The following is a 16,661-nucleotide window of genomic DNA, read 5'->3' as shown; positions in this document are numbered from 1 at the left end:
AGCGCAGCCGGATCAGGAGGCGGCCTGGAACCCGGCGATGGCGCCCCGGTCCCGCAGCTCTTCCAGCAGGGCCAGGGTCGCCGCCGGATCCGCCAGTCCCAGGGCCGCGGCGGCCTCGGCCAGGCTCTCCGTCTGGGCCCGGACCAACAGGGCTGCGGCGGCGGGGGTCAGGTCCATGAGCTGCGGCTGGCCGTCCCCGTCCCGGTAGGCCAGCAGGTGGGTGGGCCGGGCCTCGGGTACCGGCGCCGCCTCGCTCACCCGGTGGACCGCGTGGCGGTACGACACGACTTGCGCAACGGAGTCCAGGACGATCCGATCCGGGAGCCCCGGCACCTTGTGAAGCCCCGGCGGACGGTCGGCCTCCGGAAACCGGGCCACCAGTACCTCCAGGAGTTCCGCATGGGCCAGTTCCAGCAGGAACGGCCAGGTGGCCTGGCCCCAGCCCGTCTCCGCCAGCCAGCCCAGGAAGGCCGGCGCGATGTCCCGGTAGTGCGGGCTGGCCACGCAGCGGGCCTGGATGAAGGCCTCGACGCAGGGCTCCCAGGAGCCTTCCCGCTCGAGCAGGGCCCGGGTGATGGGGAACATGGTCTCGATGGGATCCATCAGGCTCAGGCGGGCCAGCTCCCGGTAGGCCGCCAGCCCGGCGCTGAACTGCTGGAAGCTCTGTGCGTCCGCCTCGGGCAGCCCGTGGCTCCGGGCAAACCCGGCGGGATCCTCCTCGAAAGTGGCCCCATCCGGATCGAGCACCAGGGCCGCCAGGGCCCGCTGAAGGGCGAGGGGCTCAGCCACGGCCACCTCCCACCGGCACCGCCAGGACCTCGTCGTAGGCCGCCTGGAGGCGAGAGCGCTCCGCCAGCAGGTCCTCCAGGTCCGGGATGTGGTTGTCGCGCTCCAGCAGCACCGGCACGGGGCGGCCCAGGCGGGCGAGGGTCCACTGCATCAGCTCGATGACGGGGTCGATGACCTCGGCTCCGTGGGTGTCCACCGTGAGCGCGCCGAAGCGCTTGTGCCCGGCGATGTGCAGCTGGGCCACGCGCTCCAGGGGCATGCGCGCCAGCCAGGCCTTGGGGTCGAAGCCAAAGTTCAGGGCGTTCACATAGATGTTGTTCACGTCGAGCAGCCAGCCCACATCCGCGCCCTCCAGCACCTCGGCGATGAAGGTGGCCTCGTCCATCTCGGCCCGTCCCAGTTCCGCGTAGTAGGTGATGTTCTCCAGGAGCAGCGGCACGGGCAGGCGGGCCTGGAGGTCCCGGGCCCGGGCCACCGTGTGGCGGACGGCCTCCCGCGTGAAGGGGATGGGCAGCAGCTCGTGGAGGCAGCTGCCGTCCACGCGGGTGAAGCAGAGGTGCTCGGAGTGCCAGGGCGTTCCCGTGCGGACGAGGAAGCGCCCCAGGTCGCGCAGGTAGTCGCCGTCCCAGGGATCGAAGCCCCCCAGGGAGATGGCCAGGCCATGGGTGAGGACGGGATCGCGGTCGAGGATGGCGCAGGCGTCCCGGTGGGGCCGCCCGCCATCCCCGATCACATTCTCGGGACAGGTCTCCCAGAAGGGCACACCGTGGTCCGGCCGGGCCACCACCGCCTCCAGATGGGGGCGGCGGAGGCCCAGGCCCACGCCCATGAAGCGGCCTCGCGCCATGGGGGCCTCCCGTCTACTTCTTCTCTTCCTTCTTGTCCTTGCCGCAGCTGCCTTCCTTCTTGTCCTTCTTGTCCTTCTTGTCCTTCTTCATGTCCGCGCTGCCGCAGCCGCCGCCACCGCCGCAGCCGCCCTCCTTGGCCTTGCCCTTGGCGTCCTTCGCCTCCTTGGTCTTCGCGGGGGCCTTCGCATCGGGCTTGGTGTCCTTGGAACCGCAGTCTCCGGCCTGGGACAGGGCCGCCTCCGAGCCGAAGGCGCTCACGGGGGTGGCCGTGACGGTGGTGGAACCGCCCGCCACCAGCGAACCGGCGGCGAAGAGGGTGGCGGCACCGACGAGTTTCGTGATCATGGAATCCTCCTGCGGCTGGGCCGCGGCGGGGGCCGCCTGCGGCCCCGGAAATGCCTCCCATGGCCCGTCCTGCCCGGCGGTCGGGCGGGATCACAGAGCTGGCCAGGTTGTCAGCCTGTGGGGTGCAGCCACCCGGAAAGGTGTGACGACCTTTTTTTCAGGGCCCCGCGTTTTTTCCCGACCCCGGGCGCCACCGGACGCTCCCCCGCACCTCGGCCGGGCCCGGGGGTGATCCCCGAAGCCACCCGGAGGTCTTTTTCACATCAGGGGCTTAAGGGGACCTATCCACATGACCTAACATGACCATGGGGAAACGGATGCGGTCGATTCCCGAGGAGAATCCAGATGCCAAACATCGCTTCCATTCTGAAGATGGAGATCATGCGGTTGGCCCGGAAGGAACTGCGGACGGAAACGGAGGGCCTCAAGAAGGCCGCTGCCCAGTCCCGCTCCGACCTCTCCGCGTTGAAGCGGAAGGTGGCTTCCCTCGAGAAACAGCTGGCCCGTCTCGAGAAGAAAACCCCAGGCCAGGCGACTCCCCAGCCCGGCGAGGAAGGAGCCGCCCGCACGCGGTTCAGCGCCAAGGGCCTGGCCAGCAAACGGCACAAGCTGGGGCTGTCCGCCGCCGAGATGGGAGCCCTCCTGAATGTCTCCGCGCAGACCATCTACAACTGGGAAGCGGAAAAATCGAAGCCCCGCCAGGCTCAGCTGGCTGCCATTGCCGCTGTGAGAAGCATGGGAAAACGGCAGGCCAAGGCGCGCCTCGAGGAGCTGGCGACCCCGTGACGGGGCCAGCTCTCGCGTCCACCCCATCCGGCCTGCGTTGAGAACCGCCCGGCCCTCCATTCAGGGATGGCCCGCCAGAGACCTCAGAGCGTCTGGGTGATGGCATCCGGGGTGATCGCCAGCGTGGCCCTGGCCCAGGCGAACTTGGCCCTGAGCACCTCGAAGTCCGGCCCCGAGGTGATGAAAGCCGCCCTCCCCTGGATCAAGAAGCCGGTTCCAGCCCCGTGCCGGCCCGCCACCTTGGAGCTGCCCAGGGTGACGAGCACGCGGTCGTTGAAGGCCACATTGGCTTCGGTGCGCTGCATGCCACCCACAGGGATCAGGAGCCGCCCACCCTCCATCACGCGGACGTAGCTGTTCCAGGTGTTGACCAGGTGCGGCCCCTCCTCGCCGAGGGTGGCGATCGCGACCACGCCATCCTCGGCCAGGACCTGGGTCATTTTCTCGGGGATCTCCATCGCTGCCTCCTGGCATGGGGTGAGTCGGTTTGCCTGGTCGGGCGGATCGGCCTTCCAGACGATCCCTCCCATCAAGCATGGAGCCATTCCGGCCGGCGGGGGTGGAAGCCCAGGGCCGCCTTGGCCTTCACGCGCTGCGGCACCCGGGAATCATGGGCTTCCAGGGTTTCGTGCCAGCTTCAAATGAGGAATTTGAACCCGTTGCCGGCTGCCACTCGGGGGTTCAAATCCACCAAACCTAAGGCAGAAAAGAACAGGGGTCCCGTGGGACCCCTGTTCTTTTCTGGCTCCGGAGGAGGGATTTGAACCCCCGACCTAGTGATTAACAGTCACCCGCTCTGACCCCTGAGCTACTCCGGAAAGGGCAAGGGTCCATTCTACCTGAGGTGGGCGCAGATTCAAGCGGGGAGGGGCGGGACCTGTGATCCCGGTCGCTCCGGCTAGTTCTTCTGCAGTTCCATCAGGATCTGGCGGGCGGCGGCCTTGAGGGTCTCGATGACGCCGGTGCCCTGGCTGGCCACGGCTTCGATCATGGGTTCGCCCCGGAACCGGAGCAGGCGCTCCATCTCGGCGGCGGGCACGGCGGACGGCATGTCCCGCTTGTTCAGCTGGAGGACATAGGGGATCGACCGCACGTCGAAGCCGTTCTCCTTGAGGTTGGTGGCCAGGTTCGCGATGGACTCGATGTTGGCCTCCATGCGCGCCTTCTGACTGTCCGCCACGAAGATGATGCCGTCGCAGCCGCGGAGGATGAGCTTGCGGCTGGCGTCATAGAACACCTGGCCGGGCACGGTGTAGAGGTGGAAGCGGACCTTGAAGCCCTTGACCATGCCCATGTCCAGCGGCAGGAAGTCGAAGAAGAGCGTGCGGTCCGTCTCGGTGGCCAGGCTGACGAGCTTGCCCCGCTTGTCGGGGTTGGCCTGCTCGAAGATCCACTGGATGTTCGTCGTCTTCCCGCAGAGGCCGGGGCCGTAGTAGACGATCTTGCAGTTGATCTCGCGCGATGCGTAGTTGATGAAGGTCATGTCGCCGTCCCTGGCTCAGTCGCCGAAGAGGCGGTCGATGTCTTCGTCCGTGATCTCCGAGAAGGGGCTTTCGAAGCGGCTGCCGCCGTCGGATTCCTTCTGCGCCCGCTGCTCGACCTGGTCGAAGATCTCCTGGAGTTCCTTGCTGGCCTTCTTCACCCGCAGGCGCACCAGCGCGAGGCTCGAGTTCTGGTCGAAGATCACCACCAGGATCCCGCGCTTGCCCACGATCGAGATGTGCAGGTTGTCCCGCTCGCCTTCGTGGAAGAGCAGGCTGAACTCCTTCTCGCCGATGAGCTTGGCCAGGCCGTCCGTGGCGGCCACGTTGCCGGCGGTAAGCGAGGCGAGGCTGGTGGCATCGATGCTCTTCACATCCCCGGCCGAGGCGATCTGCTGGCCGTTCTTGTCCACCAGGAACACCACCTTGGCGGAGGCATCCTTCTGGAGGCGGCCGATGATCTCGTGGAGGAGCTTGTACTCCTCCTCGAACATGATGAGATCAAGCTTCGCCACAAGAACCTCCGCCGGGACTGCTATCTGTGAGGATAGCACTTTTCAGTAGCCCCCCGATCCGGCCCCCCCCTGAACCACGGCCACCGAGGCCGAGAGGCCCAGACGCGTGGCTCCGGCCAGGACCATGGCCAGCGCGCCCTCGTAGGTCCGGATGCCGCCGGACGCCTTCACGCCCATGCCCGTCCCCACGGTCCGGCGCATGAGGGCGACGTCGGCCTCCGTGGCGCCCCCGGTGGAGAAGCCTGTCGAGGTCTTGACGAAATCGAGGCCCACCTCCAGGGCTAGGGTCGAAGCCCTCGCCTTCTCATCGTCCGTCAGCAGGCAGGTCTCCAGGATGACCTTCAGCACGGTGGGGGCGGGGACCGCGGCCCTCAGGCCCGCCAGGTCCTGGCGGACCGTGTCCCAATCGCCGGCCTTGGCGGCGCCGATGGCCAGCACCATGTCCACCTCCTGCGCCCCGTCCTTCACGGCCAACTCTGCCTCGTGGGCCTTGGCGCGCAGGGAGGAGGCCCCCAGGGGGAAGCCCACCACGGTGCAGGTCCGCACCGCGCTGCCCTTCAGGAGGGAGGCGGCCAGGGGCACCCAGAGGGGATTGACGCAGACCGACGCGAAGCCGTGCTTCAGGGCCTCGGCGCAGAGGGCTTCCACCTGGGCTCCGGTGGCCTCGGCCTTCAGCAGGGTGTGGTCGATGAGGGGGGACAGGTCCCAGGGCCCTGCGGGAGGGGCCGCCTGGGCCGCGGTCCGGTGATGCAGCCCGGCGGGGTCCCTCAGCAGGCAGGCCCCCTCCACGCAGCCCAGGAGCTGGGGCCGGTGCCCTTCGGGGAGGGCCTGGAGACGGGCGCGGACTTCAGCCGTGAGGTCGAGGAGCGGATCGATCATGGGTTCCATCATGGCCCGGGGAGGCTGCGCCGGAAAGCCGTACGCGAAAAAGCGGGCCGAAGCCCGCTTTCCCGTGAACCGGTGAAGCCTGATTACTTCTTGGCCTCTTCCTTCTTCTCGGCCTTCTTGGCAGCCTTCTTGGCCTTCTTCTCGGCCTTGGGGGCGGCTTCAGCCTTCTTCTCTTCGGCGGTCAGGGCCTTCTTGGCCTCGGCCTTCTTCTCGTCCTTCTTCGCCTCGGCCTTCTTCTCGCCCTTCTTCTCAGCCTTCTTGGGCTCAGCCTTCTTCTCTTCGGCGGTCAGGGCCTTCTTCTCGGCGGCGGGAGCGGCGGGCTCGGCCTTCTTGGCAGCCTTCTTCGCCTTCTTGGCGGCCTTCTTCTCAGCCTTGGGAGCGGCCTCAGCCTTCTTCTCTTCGGCGGTCAGGGCCTTCTTCTCGGCGGCAGGAGCGGCCTCGGCCTTCTTGGCAGCCTTCTTCGCCTTCTTGGCAGCCTTCTTCTCAGCCTTGGGAGCGGCCTCAGCCTTCTTCTCTTCGGCGGTCAGGGCCTTCTTCTCGGCGGCAGGAGCGGCGGGCTCGGCCTTCTTGTCGGCCTTCTTCGCCTTCTTGGCCTTCTTCTCGGCCTTGGGAGCGGCCTCGGCCTTCTTCTCTTCGGCGGTCAGGGCCTTCTTGGCCTCGGCCTTCTTCTCTTCCTTCTTGGGCTCGGCCTTCTTCTCGCCCTTCTTCTCAGCCTTCTTGGGCTCGGCCTTCTTCTCTTCGGCGGTCAGAGCCTTCTTCTCGGCGGCAGGAGCGGCCTCGGCCTTCTTCTCGGCCTTCTTGTGGTGCTTCTTGGCCTTCTTCTCGGCCTTGGGGGCGGCTTCAGCCTTCTTCTCGGCCTTGGGAGCGGCCTCGGCCTTCTTCTCCTCGGCGACGGTCAGGGCCTTCTTGGCCTCTTCCTTCTTGGGCTCGGCCTTCTTCTCAGCCTTCTTCTCGACCTTCTTGGTCTCGACCTTCTTCGCTTCAGGCTTCTTCGCCTCTTCCGCGAACACGGGGCTGATCAGAGCGGCGGCGACGAGCAGCGCAGCAAGCTTCTTCATGGGGGTTCTCCCTGGGTTGATCCGGCACGGCCGGAAGTGGCCACAAGGAAGCACGTTTGGGGCCAAAATATAATTTAAATTAAAACAGCATTTAAATTTTCAAATCGGGATGAATTCGCGTTGCGTTCTGCAACTTGTCGCAGCCTGCGACGGCCCCGGCCCGGGCCGGCCCTACTCGCCGTCGTGGAAGCCGTAGCGCTTGAGCTTCCGATAGAGGGTGGTCCGGTCCACGCCCAGGATCTCCGCGATGCGCTGCTTCTCCTTGTGCCGCCCCACCAGGATCTGGATGTACCGCCGTTCCAGTTCGTCGAGGGAGGGCCAATCCTCGATCAGGGATGGGGTCCCCTCGGCGGACTCGGGCCGCAGGAGGGCCCGCTTGAGCACGTCGGCCTGGATCTTGGCCGGCAGGTCGTCCACTGTGATCTCCCGGCCCCGGCTCAGCTGGGTCAGGTTCTCCACGGCGTTGCTGAGCTCGCGCACATTGCCCGGCCAGGAGTAGGCCTCGAGCACCTGGCGGGCCTCCGGATGCAGGCGGTAGGTCTGCTGATCCTTCTGGCCGAACTCGGTCAGGAAGTGGTCCAGCAGCGCCCCAACATCGTCGCCCCGCTCCCGGAGGGGCGGGACCGCCAGCTCCACCACGCTGAGACGGTAGTAGAGGTCCTCGCGGAAGGTCCCCGCCTTCACCATCTGCTGAAGGTCGCGGTTGGTCGCGGCGATGACGCGGGAATCCACCTTGATGGTCTTGTTGCCGCCCACGCGGCGGATCTCCTGCTCCTGGAGCACCCGCAGCAGGCGCACCTGGAAGCTGGGGCTGGTCTCCCCGATCTCGTCCAGGAAGATGGTGCCGCCGGAGGCCTCCTCGAAGAGGCCGGGCTTCTCATTCACGGCCCCCGTGAAGGAACCCCGCACGTGCCCGAAGAGCTCGGATTCGAGCAGGGTCTCCGTCAGGGCGCCGCAGTTCACGGCCACGAAGGCGCGGTCCCGCCGGTCGCTGGAGAGGTGGATGCTGCGGGCCACCAGCTCCTTGCCGGTGCCGCTCTCGCCCGTGATGAGCACCGTGACGCGGCTGTTCTGAAGGCTGGCGATGGTCTTGTAGACCGCCATCATCTTCGGGCTGGACCCGATCATGAGGCTGCGCCTGGCCTTGGGAGAGGCATCATGGACCTCGCCCTGACCCGCGGACTGGCGGCGGGCGAGGGCCCGCGTCACCAGGGCCTTCAGCTCCTCGTTGTTCCAGGGCTTGCTGAGGAAGTCGAACGCGCCCTCCCGCACGGCCTCGATGGCGGTCTCCAGGGTGCCGAAGCCCGACAGCAGGATGGTGTCCACACCCAGCGGCTTGGCCTCCCGCAGCAGGTCCAGCCCATCCTTCTTGGCCTCCAGATTGATGTCGGACAACAGCAGGTCGAAGCCCCCCTTTCGCAGCAGCTCGATGGCCCGATCCGGATGCGTGGCCTTGGCCACCTCCAGACCCATCGCGCCCAGGAGCTCTTCCAGGAACTCGCAGGTCTCCTTGCTGTCGTCCACCACGAGGACACGGGCCATGGCCACCCCCACCCTTGAAGGTACCTCACCTGGCCACGGCTCTGTTCCTGGCGTATGATCTCGGCACCCCTTCACCGGAGAATTCCCATGCGCATCCTTCTGGCATCTGCCTTCGTGGCGATCCTTTCCGCGGTCAGCCTTCTCGCGGGCGACCTCACCATCACCTCGGAAGTGACCGGCAAGGGGGCCATGGCCAAGGACGGCTCCCAGGTGCAGTACCTCAGCGCCACGCGAATGCGCATCAACCACGCCGGGTCGAAGACCGACAGCCTGGTGGACTACGGCCACGAGGTCATCTACAGCATCGACCACTCGAAGAAGGTCATCACCAAGTTCACGTTCAAGGACATGCAGGAGACCATGCAGGCCCTGGAGGACCAGATGGCCGGCATGCCCGCGATGGTGACGAAGATGATGTTCGGCGACGTCTCCGAAGTGAAGGTCGAGCAGCTGGGCGCGGACACGGTGCTCGGCCGTCCCTGCAAGAAGGTCCGGATCACCCTCGGCAAGATGGTGGAGGAGCTGAGCATCGACCCCTCCCTCCAGTTCCCGATCCAGGACTACGCCAAGTCCATGGCCATGCTCAACCGGGCCCCCGGCCCCATGGGCACCCTCTTCAAGCGCGTCTACCAGGAGACCGCCCGCCTCAAGGGTGTGCCCCTCCGCACGCACATCACGGGGCTCATGGGCATGGACGTGACCACCGTGGCCACGGCCGTCTCCTCCGCGGCCATCCCCGAGAGCGCCTGGGCCCTGCCCGCCGGCTACACCCTGAAGGACGGCGGCAAGGAGATGAAGGAAAGCCTGAAGGGGAAGCGGTAGACTGAGCGGGGCCCCGCGCGGGCCCCTTCCTTCGGACCCCCCATGAGCGCCCAACCTTCCTTTGATGATGGCCTGGACCGGCTGGAAGCCCTGGTGCAGCAGCTGGAATCCGGCCACCTCAGCCTGGAGGAGGCGCTCGCCCGCTTCGAGGAGGGCGTCCAGCTGAGCCAGGCCCTCCAGAAGCAGCTGGCCGAGGCCCAGCGCCGGGTCGAGGTCCTGAAGGCCGGCCTGGGCGGCGAGTACCGGGCTGATCCCCTGGACGAGGGAAAGGACGGCCGATGACCGGGGCCGCCTCGCAGGTCCAGGCCGACCTGGACCGCCTGCTCCCGTGGCTGGACGCCTCCCTCACCGCCCCGTTCCGGGCGGGCGAGGCCGCCCGCCTGGGCGAGGCCATGCGCTACAGCCTGGAGGCGGGCGGCAAGCGCGTGCGCCCGGTCCTCTGCCTGCTGGCCGCCGAAGCCGTGGGCGGCACGGTCGCCCAGGCGCTACCCGGCGCCCTGGCCCTGGAATACGTCCACACCTACTCCCTCATCCACGACGACCTGCCGGCCATGGACGACGACGACCTGCGGCGGGGTCGGCCCACCAACCACAAGGTCTTCGGCGAGGGTCACGCCATCCTGGCGGGCGACGCCCTGCTCACGGAAGCCTTCGGCGTGCTGGCCTCGGCGGGCCTCGAGCCCGGGCGGCGGGCCGAGGCCCTGGCGCTGCTGGCCGAAGGCGCCGGCTGGCGCGGCATGGCCGGGGGCCAGGCGCTGGATCTGGAGGGCGAGACGCTCGCGACCTACGACCTGGACCACCTGCGCCTCATCCATCGCCTCAAGACCGGCGCCCTCCTGCGGGCCTCGCTGGAGATCGGCGCGGTCCTGGGCGGCGCCACCCCTGCGGACCGGGCCGCCCTGCGGGCCTACGGCGAGGCCATCGGCCTGGCCTTCCAGATCCAGGACGACATCCTGGACGCCACTGCCACCGATGCGGACCTGGGCAAACGGACCGGGAAAGATGCAGGCAGGGGTAAGATCACCTACCCTTCGCTCCTGGGCCTGGACGGCGCCCGCAAAGCCCTGAGTGAAGCCACCGAGACCGCCCTATGTCACCTAGCAACCCTTCCCCATCGCAATTCCTTGGCAGCCTGGGCCCGCTATCTGGCCCAGCGGGCGAATTAGGCACCCAGGTGGAGACTTCTTCCAGCCCGTACCCCCTGCTCGATTCCCTGGCGGCCCCCCAGCAGATCCGCCACTTCACTCCGGACCAGCTCGAACGCCTGGCGGCCGAGGTGCGGGCCTTCATCATCACCTCCGTCTCCGAAACCGGAGGCCACTTCAGCTCCAACCTCGGCACCGTGGAATTGACCGTGGCCCTCTTCCACCACTTCGACTTCCTCCAGGACCGCATCGTGTGGGACGTGGGCCACCAGGCCTACCCGCACAAGATCCTCACGGGCCGCAAGGACCGCTTCCCCACCCTGCGCCAGCACCACGGCCTGTCGGGCTTCCTGAAGCGGGACGAGAGCCCCTACGACCACTTCGGCGCGGGCCACGCCAGCACCAGCATCTCCGCCGCCCTGGGCATGGCCAAGGCGCGGGACATCCAGAGGCAGGAGCACGCCTGCATCGCCGTCATCGGCGATGGCTCCATGACCGCCGGCATGGCCTTCGAGGGCCTCAACCAGGCGGGCTACCTGGAGACGAAGAACTTCCTGGTGATCCTCAACGACAACGACATGAGCATCAACCCCAACGTGGGCTCGCTCCAGGGCTACCTGAACCAGATCATGTCGGGCCAGTACTACCAGCGCTGGCGGGACCGCATCGAGCACGCCATCAAGGCCATCCCGCTGGAAGGCCTGAGCAAGGGCGTGGCCAAGGCCGCCAAGTGGAGCGAGGAGAGCTTCAAGCGCCTCATGGTGCCCGGGCTGCTCTTCGAGGACCTGGGCTTCCGCTACATCGGGCCCGTGAACGGCCATGACGTGAACGCCACCTCCAAGGCCCTCGCCGAGGCCAAGGTGAAGATGAAGGATGGCCCGGTGCTGCTCCACGTGCAGACCAAAAAGGGCTACGGCTACGAGCCCGCCGTGCAGGACCCGCAGAAGTGGCATGGCGTCACCGCCTTCGACGCCGAGGCCGGCGAGATCATCAAGGTCCAGGCGGATCCCGCGAAGCCCGTCCCGCCCAGCTTCACCAACGTCTTCGGGAAAGCCCTGGTGGAACTGGGGAAGAACGACGCCAAGATCGTCGGCATCACGGCCGCCATGCTGGACGGCACGGGCCTGAACCTGTTCCAGAAGGCCTTCCCGGACCGCTGCTTCGACGTGGGCATCGCCGAGCAGCACGCCGTCACCTTCGCCGCGGGCCTGGCCACCCAGGGCATGCGGCCCGTGTGCGCCATCTACAGCACCTTCCTGCAGCGGGGCTTCGACCAGGTCGCCCACGACGTCTGCATCCAGGATCTGCCCGTGACCTTCGCGCTGGACCGGGCCGGCATCGTCGGCGCCGACGGCCCCACGCACCACGGCCTCTACGACCTGGCCTACCTGCGCTGCCTGCCCAACATCATCCTGATGGCGCCCAAGGACGAGAACGAGCTGCGGCGCATGCTCATGACCGCCCTCTACTGCGGCCATCCCGCGGCCCTGCGCTACCCCCGGGGGAATGGCCTGGGGGTGGCCCTGGAAGAGCCCATCACGGCCCTGCCCGTGGGCAAGGCCGAGCTGCTCCGCGAAGGTGGCGATCTGCTGCTCTGCGCCCTGGGCGCCATGGTGGACCCGGCCCTTCGCATCGCAGAATCCCTGACGGCGGAGGGCATCTCCTGCGCGGTCATCAATGCCCGGTTCGTGAAGCCTCTGGACGAGGCCCTCATCCACGCCTGGGCGGGCCGCTGCAAGGCCGTGGTCACCCTCGAGGAGGGTTGCGCGCCGGCCGGGTTCGGCGGGGCCGTGGCGGAGTCGCTGGCGGACGCGGGCCTGACCCGCCCGCTGCTCCGCTGCGCCGTTGCCGACCATCTGGTCCACCACGGCGACCCCAAGCGCCTGCTGGAAGAAGAGGGCCTCAGCCCCCAGGCTCTCGAGAGCAGGATCCGGAATTTCTTCCGTGACATCTAAGTAAAACCTTGCGAAAGGCCCCGGGAATTCCTATGGTTGGTCCCAACCCGCCGTGGCAGCGCGCACTTTCCAGAGGCTCTCGTGAGGTCATTCCCTATCTACGCGTCCATCCTGGGCGCCCTTCTATGCCTAACGCCCGCGACAGGATCCGCCCAGGCCTGGGACGCTGCCACCAGGGCCACCAGCTGGGCCAAGCAGGACAAGGACGATTCCTTCACCTTCTATGACGCCTCCGGCCGGTCCCTGCACACCTGGGCCCGGGACGGTGGCCTCCTCGGGACCCTGCCGCTCGGGAAGCTCGACGGGGAACCCGAACGCTGGGTCATCGACCCCCGGAATGCCGCGTGGGTGGCCCATGGCACCACGCTCTCCCACATCGACCGGACCGGCCGCACCATGGGCAGCGTGCGGCTCCCCGCCGAGGTCGGCGATGTCTCCTGGGATGCGGTCGGCATCATCCTCTCCTATCGCGCCCCGGAACCCTACGTCGAGAAGCGCGACTACCGCAATGCGGAGGTGATCTGGTCCTTCGGCGCCAAGCCGGGCAAGAAGGAGGGCACCGCCCCCCAGAACCGGCGGACCCTGGCCCTGGATGACAGCGGGAACGTCCTGATGGCGGATGGCAACGCCCTGAACCTCAGCATCCTGGACGCCAACACGGGGCGGAAGCTCGGTGAGACCGCCCTGCGGTTCCAGGGGGCCCCCGTCCCGGCCCTCGAGGGCGACACGGCGGCCCGCGGCCCCCTGGCCGTCTGGGTGGGCAAGGGAGTGATCCTGGCCGCCCTGAAGGCCTCCCAGGTGCCTGCGGCCCAGCGGGGAACCCTTCAGGGGCTCGTCCTCGCCCGACTCGACCTTCCGAACAGCAACCTGGACTTCCTTCCCACCGGCCTGGACGAGAACCACCTCCTCGTCGGGATCCTGGATTCCGATGCCGTGTTCGTGAACCCCAAGGGCGGGCTGATGCTGGTCCGGATCAAGTAGGCCAAGCGCCCTTCAGCGACCCCGGCGCTCACCGCGCCTGGTTCAGCACCCGCTCCCGGTCCAGGTAGGGAATGGTCCGCCAGGCGTTGGTGACGGGGGGATTCAGGGTGGGCCGGGCGAGGACATAGGCCAGCAGCAGGTTGCGCTGCGAGGCCTCGGTCACCAGCTCCGGGGCGCCCTTGAACCCGATGGCCTCCATGTAGCCGCCGCCTCCTCCCAACCGGTAGGTGGAGAGGGCGAGGGTGAAGGTCTGCTCCGGCTTCACGGGCTGGCCCTGGTAGCTGAGGTTGACCACCCGGCTGCCGACGGGCCGCCCCAGGTTCAGCGCATAGGCCACGCCATCCACCATGTCGAAGTCGTGGATCGGGACCTCGCGGTTGTAGAGTTCCGGTTCCCAGCTGTAGGTGTAGTGCCGCGCCGCGTGCTCGAGGTAGGCCTTGAGCTGGGCCCCGGTGATGCGGATGCGCGCCACCTGGTTCTCGTAGGGGGCCAGGGCATAGAACTGCCGCACACTCGTCGGGCCCTTGGGGATGAAGAGCTTGGCGCCGGGGCTGGCCGCGGCGGACAGCTGGGCCCCGGTGGCCTGCCGCTGGACCTGGTGGAGCAGCTGCATCAGTGGGGTGTCCTCCATCCGCGACCAGCGGCTGTCGAGGTCCACCAGCAGCGTCGTGGCGGCCGTATCCAGGTAGCGGTCCGTGGCGGCGCGCAGGTCCGTGGTCAGGCTCAGCACCTCCGGATCCGCCGGCGTGTCGGCCTCCGGGTGCAGCAGGTGGCCTTGGGTCCCGGTCACGCGCCAGCGGCCCTTCTCCTTCCGGACAGTCAGCTCCACCACCGCGAGCGCCCGGCCCTGGGCCTGGGCCTGCAGGATGGGGATCCCCTTGTGCTGGGTCTGGATGGCCAGATGGGTATGCCCCGTGAGGATGGCATCCAGGCCCGGCACCTGGTCCGCCAGACGCAGGGCCGCGTTCTCGTCGCCGGGCCGGCCATCCACCGTTCCCAGGCCCGAGTGGACCAGGGCCACCACCACATCGGCCTTCTCCTTCTCCCGCAGGCGCGGCACCAGCTCCCGGGCGGCAGCCACGATGTCCTGGAAGACCAGGTCGGATGCATTCCGGCCGGCCAGGGCCGCGGTCCGCGGGGTCGTGAAGCCCACCAGCGCCACCCGCACGCCCCCCACGGTCAGCAGGACATGCGTGGGGAAGGCGTGGGGGCCCTTGGCGGACAGCGTGTTGGCGGACAGGAAGGGAAAGCGGGCCTGCCTCTCCACCTCGCGCAGCACGTCGAGGCCGAAATCGTACTCATGGTTGCCCACGGCCATGGCCGCATAGCCCAGGGCGTTCATGATCGCTACGCTGGGCTCCGGCAGGTCGCGGCGCAGCGTGTTCCGCACGTAGTTGAGGGGCTCGCCCTGGATCGTGTCGCCGCAGTCCACCAGGATCGTGTCCGGATTCAGCGCCTTCTGACGGCGGATCAGGGTGGCGAGCTTCGCCCAGCCCAGGTTCGCCGGCTGGAGGCTGAAGGTGTCCTCCGCCATCACGTGTCCGTGCAAGTCGGTCGTCCCAAGAATCTGAATCCGGGCCTCTTGGGCCTGGAGGCCCAGAGCGATCAATAGGATCCAGAACCAATGCCGCATGCAGCCTCCAGGGCCGGCCGCCAACCCGAGGTTGGATGGGACCGACTTCAAGGGTAAACTTTCCCTTCACCCAAGGATGCCCCCTCTTTCCGGAGCCCCCATGCAAGAAGTCCAGATCAAGGCCCCCAAGCACGAATTCACGCTGCTTTGCGACGACATCCGCCAGGAGATGGGCGGCAAGACCTCGCTGATGGGCCTGTACGACCACCACATCGTGGTGCCCCAGGTGCCCTTCACCCTGCCCAAGGTGTGCTTCTACACCCGCTTCTCCCGCATGGACGGCCAGTTCAAGTTCGGCTTCTCCATCGTGAGCCCCACCGGCGACCGCAAGGACGTGATCCGCGACAGCGACGTGCAGATCCCCGACGGCGCCAAGGAAGGCACCTTCAACGTCATCGCGGCCCCCTTCGAAGTGAGCGGCGAGGGCGTCTATGAAGTGATCATCGCCCTCACCAAGGGTGCCGACCGCTTCGAGTACGTCTACAAGTTCGCCATTTCCGACGCCAGCCGCCTCCAGGCCGAGTACGAGAAGGCCATGGCCGAGGGCGCCCAGGCCGGAAACTAGGATCTGGCTGTCAGCCATCAGCTATCAGCTCTCAGTGCGGCGCCCCGGTGGGGCGCCGTTGCTTTTAAACTGAGAGCTGACAGCTGACAGCTGATAGCCGAGACCCCATGAGTGATCGCTACGCCATGCAACGCATCTTCTCGGCATCGCCTGGGGCGATGCGCGAGACTTCCACATCCAGCCACCCAGCCCTCACCTAGGCGCCAGGCATGTCCATCGATCGGTATGCCAAGCAACGCATCTTCCTCGGCCGTGGGGCGGACGAAGGTCTGCGTTCCAGGCGGGTGGCGGTGCTGGGCCTGGGCGCCCTGGGCTCCGTCATCGCGCCTTGGCTGGCCCGGGCAGGGGTGGGGCACCTGACGCTCATCGACCGGGACCTGGTGGAGGCGAGCAACCTCCAGCGCCAGCTCCTCTACGGCGAATCCGATCTGGGCCGCCCCAAGGCGGAAGTGGCCGCGGAGCGGCTGCGGGAAGCCAATTCGAGCATCGACGTGACTCCCGTCGTGGCCGACCTCACCAGCGGCAACGCCCGGGAGCTGCTCTCAGGCTTCGACCTCATCTGCGACGGCACTGACAACTTCGAGGCCCGCTTCCTCATCAACGATGTGGCCATCCTCACGGGCACGCCCTGGATCTACGCCGGGGCCATCGGCGGCGAAGGGGTCGTCTGGCCCCTGCACCCGCCCCATACGCCCTGCCTGCGCTGCCTCATCGAGGAGCCCCCCGCGGGCGGCGATGTGGACACCTGCGACAGCGCCGGCGTGCTGGGCCCGGCCGTGGGCATCATCGCCAGCTGGGCGGCCCTGGAGGCCCTCAAGGTGCTGACCGGGAAGACACCCCATGCCGACCTGGTGCGCTTCGACTTCTGGCATGACGAACGGCAGTTCCTGAAGCCCCCGAAAGCCCGCTGCCGGTTCTGTACGGAGAAGGTCACCGAGTTCCTGGACGCCCGCTGGACGCTCAAGGCCAGCGCCCTCTGCGGCCTGGAGGGCGTGCAGATCCGCGTGAACCCGCCCGGGAAGCTCGATCTGGCGGTCCTGAAGACCCGCCTGGAAGCCCGCACCCGCAGCCCCTGGAAGCAGGCCGGGCTCATGCTCAAGGGCCAGGAGGGTCCCGACGAGATCACCCTCTTCGCCGACGGCCGCGCCCTCATCCACGGCCCCATGACCCCCGAGCGCGCCCGCGGCTGGTACACAGAGGTCGTGGGGTGCTGACTCGCCTTCTCCTGGTATCGCCTGCGGCGATACGCGAGACCTCGGGCTCAATCATTTGCCCTTCTATCATTCCTTTCGACTCCTCCATCGCGGC

The 16,661-nt window shown here is 67.8% G+C and carries 18 protein-coding genes and 1 tRNA gene; 8 read left to right on the top strand and 11 right to left on the bottom strand.

Annotated elements, in window-relative coordinates:
- Positions 1-12 precede the first annotated feature (12 nt).
- Genes MLE43_RS07270 through MLE43_RS07260 form a run of 3 tightly spaced genes read right to left on the bottom strand, consistent with a single transcriptional unit; the run spans position 13 to position 1,982 of the window.
- Complete coding sequence (locus tag MLE43_RS07270; protein ID WP_243302896.1) at positions 13-789, bottom strand: HvfC family peptide modification chaperone; 777 nt, start codon at positions 787-789, stop codon at positions 13-15.
- On the bottom strand, positions 782-1,636 hold the full coding sequence (locus tag MLE43_RS07265) for an MbnB/TglH/ChrH family RiPP precursor modification enzyme (RefSeq protein ID WP_243302894.1): 855 nt from the start codon (positions 1,634-1,636) through the stop codon (positions 782-784). The genes MLE43_RS07270 and MLE43_RS07265 overlap by 8 nt, the downstream gene beginning before the upstream one ends.
- 13 nt (positions 1,637-1,649) lie before the next feature.
- Positions 1,650-1,982, bottom strand: coding sequence for a hypothetical protein (locus tag MLE43_RS07260; RefSeq protein WP_243302891.1), 333 nt, complete (start codon positions 1,980-1,982; stop codon positions 1,650-1,652).
- 345 nt (positions 1,983-2,327) lie between these two features.
- Here MLE43_RS07260 and MLE43_RS07255 point away from each other — a divergent pair, with 345 nt between their 5' ends.
- Positions 2,328-2,768: a helix-turn-helix domain-containing protein gene (locus MLE43_RS07255; protein WP_243302889.1), complete on the top strand. Its 441-nt coding sequence runs from the start codon at positions 2,328-2,330 to the stop codon at positions 2,766-2,768.
- Positions 2,769-2,851: 83 nt separating this feature from the next.
- On the opposite strand, the gene MLE43_RS07250 is transcribed toward MLE43_RS07255, so the two are convergent.
- From MLE43_RS07250 to MLE43_RS07220, 7 genes are all read right to left on the bottom strand, one after another.
- Positions 2,852-3,226: a pyridoxamine 5'-phosphate oxidase family protein gene (locus MLE43_RS07250; RefSeq protein WP_243302888.1), complete on the bottom strand. Its 375-nt coding sequence runs from the start codon at positions 3,224-3,226 to the stop codon at positions 2,852-2,854.
- Positions 3,227-3,510: 284 nt separating this feature from the next.
- Positions 3,511-3,586, bottom strand: a tRNA-Asn gene (locus tag MLE43_RS07245).
- Positions 3,587-3,666: 80 nt separating this feature from the next.
- Positions 3,667-4,251, bottom strand: coding sequence for a GTP-binding protein (locus MLE43_RS07240; RefSeq protein ID WP_243302887.1), 585 nt, complete (start codon positions 4,249-4,251; stop codon positions 3,667-3,669).
- A 15-nt stretch (positions 4,252-4,266) separates the two neighbouring features.
- Entirely contained in the window at positions 4,267-4,764 is a 498-nt protein-coding gene (locus tag MLE43_RS07235) for a roadblock/LC7 domain-containing protein (protein ID WP_338029075.1), read from the bottom strand.
- 42 nt (positions 4,765-4,806) lie between these two features.
- On the bottom strand, positions 4,807-5,643 hold the full coding sequence (gene deoC, locus MLE43_RS07230; RefSeq protein ID WP_243302886.1) for a deoxyribose-phosphate aldolase: 837 nt from the start codon (positions 5,641-5,643) through the stop codon (positions 4,807-4,809).
- A 92-nt stretch (positions 5,644-5,735) separates the two neighbouring features.
- Positions 5,736-6,710 (bottom strand): hypothetical protein, encoded by a 975-nt coding sequence (locus tag MLE43_RS07225; RefSeq protein WP_243302885.1) that lies wholly within the window; start codon positions 6,708-6,710, stop codon positions 5,736-5,738.
- Between the two features lie 171 nt (positions 6,711-6,881).
- Positions 6,882-8,252, bottom strand: coding sequence for a sigma-54-dependent transcriptional regulator (locus MLE43_RS07220; RefSeq protein WP_243302884.1), 1,371 nt, complete (start codon positions 8,250-8,252; stop codon positions 6,882-6,884).
- A gap of 87 nt (positions 8,253-8,339) precedes the next feature.
- Between MLE43_RS07220 and MLE43_RS07215 the strand changes: the two genes are divergently transcribed.
- The 5 genes from MLE43_RS07215 to MLE43_RS07195 all read left to right on the top strand — a co-directional run bounded on the left by MLE43_RS07215 (position 8,340) and on the right by MLE43_RS07195 (position 13,155).
- Positions 8,340-9,074 (top strand): DUF4412 domain-containing protein, encoded by a 735-nt coding sequence (locus MLE43_RS07215; protein ID WP_243302883.1) that lies wholly within the window; start codon positions 8,340-8,342, stop codon positions 9,072-9,074.
- 42 nt (positions 9,075-9,116) lie between these two features.
- The gene (gene xseB / locus MLE43_RS07210; protein WP_243302882.1) at positions 9,117-9,356 is read left to right on the top strand and encodes an exodeoxyribonuclease VII small subunit; all 240 of its coding nucleotides are present in this window, start codon (positions 9,117-9,119) and stop codon (positions 9,354-9,356) included.
- Positions 9,353-10,240 (top strand): polyprenyl synthetase family protein, encoded by an 888-nt coding sequence (locus MLE43_RS07205; RefSeq protein ID WP_243302881.1) that lies wholly within the window; start codon positions 9,353-9,355, stop codon positions 10,238-10,240. The genes xseB and MLE43_RS07205 overlap by 4 nt, the downstream gene beginning before the upstream one ends.
- Before the next feature lie 8 nt (positions 10,241-10,248).
- Positions 10,249-12,174, top strand: coding sequence for a 1-deoxy-D-xylulose-5-phosphate synthase (gene dxs / locus MLE43_RS07200; protein WP_243302880.1), 1,926 nt, complete (start codon positions 10,249-10,251; stop codon positions 12,172-12,174).
- Positions 12,175-12,255: 81 nt separating this feature from the next.
- Positions 12,256-13,155, top strand: a complete 900-nt coding sequence (locus MLE43_RS07195) for a hypothetical protein (RefSeq protein WP_243302878.1) — start codon at positions 12,256-12,258, stop codon at positions 13,153-13,155.
- A gap of 28 nt (positions 13,156-13,183) precedes the next feature.
- Here MLE43_RS07195 and MLE43_RS07190 read toward each other — a convergent pair whose 3' ends face one another.
- The gene (locus MLE43_RS07190; protein WP_275976093.1) at positions 13,184-14,788 is read right to left on the bottom strand and encodes a bifunctional metallophosphatase/5'-nucleotidase; all 1,605 of its coding nucleotides are present in this window, start codon (positions 14,786-14,788) and stop codon (positions 13,184-13,186) included.
- A gap of 100 nt (positions 14,789-14,888) precedes the next feature.
- Between MLE43_RS07190 and MLE43_RS07185 the strand changes: the two genes are divergently transcribed.
- Both MLE43_RS07185 and MLE43_RS07180 read left to right on the top strand, forming a co-directional pair.
- Positions 14,889-15,353 (top strand): DUF6941 family protein, encoded by a 465-nt coding sequence (locus tag MLE43_RS07185; protein ID WP_243302875.1) that lies wholly within the window; start codon positions 14,889-14,891, stop codon positions 15,351-15,353.
- A gap of 209 nt (positions 15,354-15,562) precedes the next feature.
- Entirely contained in the window at positions 15,563-16,567 is a 1,005-nt protein-coding gene (locus MLE43_RS07180; RefSeq protein ID WP_243302874.1) for a ThiF family adenylyltransferase, read from the top strand.
- Positions 16,568-16,661: the final 94 nt, after the last annotated feature.

Origin of the sequence: Geothrix oryzisoli (genome assembly GCF_022808865.1) — a bacterium.
Lineage (GTDB): Bacteria > Acidobacteriota > Holophagae > Holophagales > Holophagaceae > Geothrix > Geothrix oryzisoli.
The sequence above is the reverse complement of the archived record's forward strand: the minus strand, read 5'-3'. Positions and strand labels throughout refer to the sequence as shown.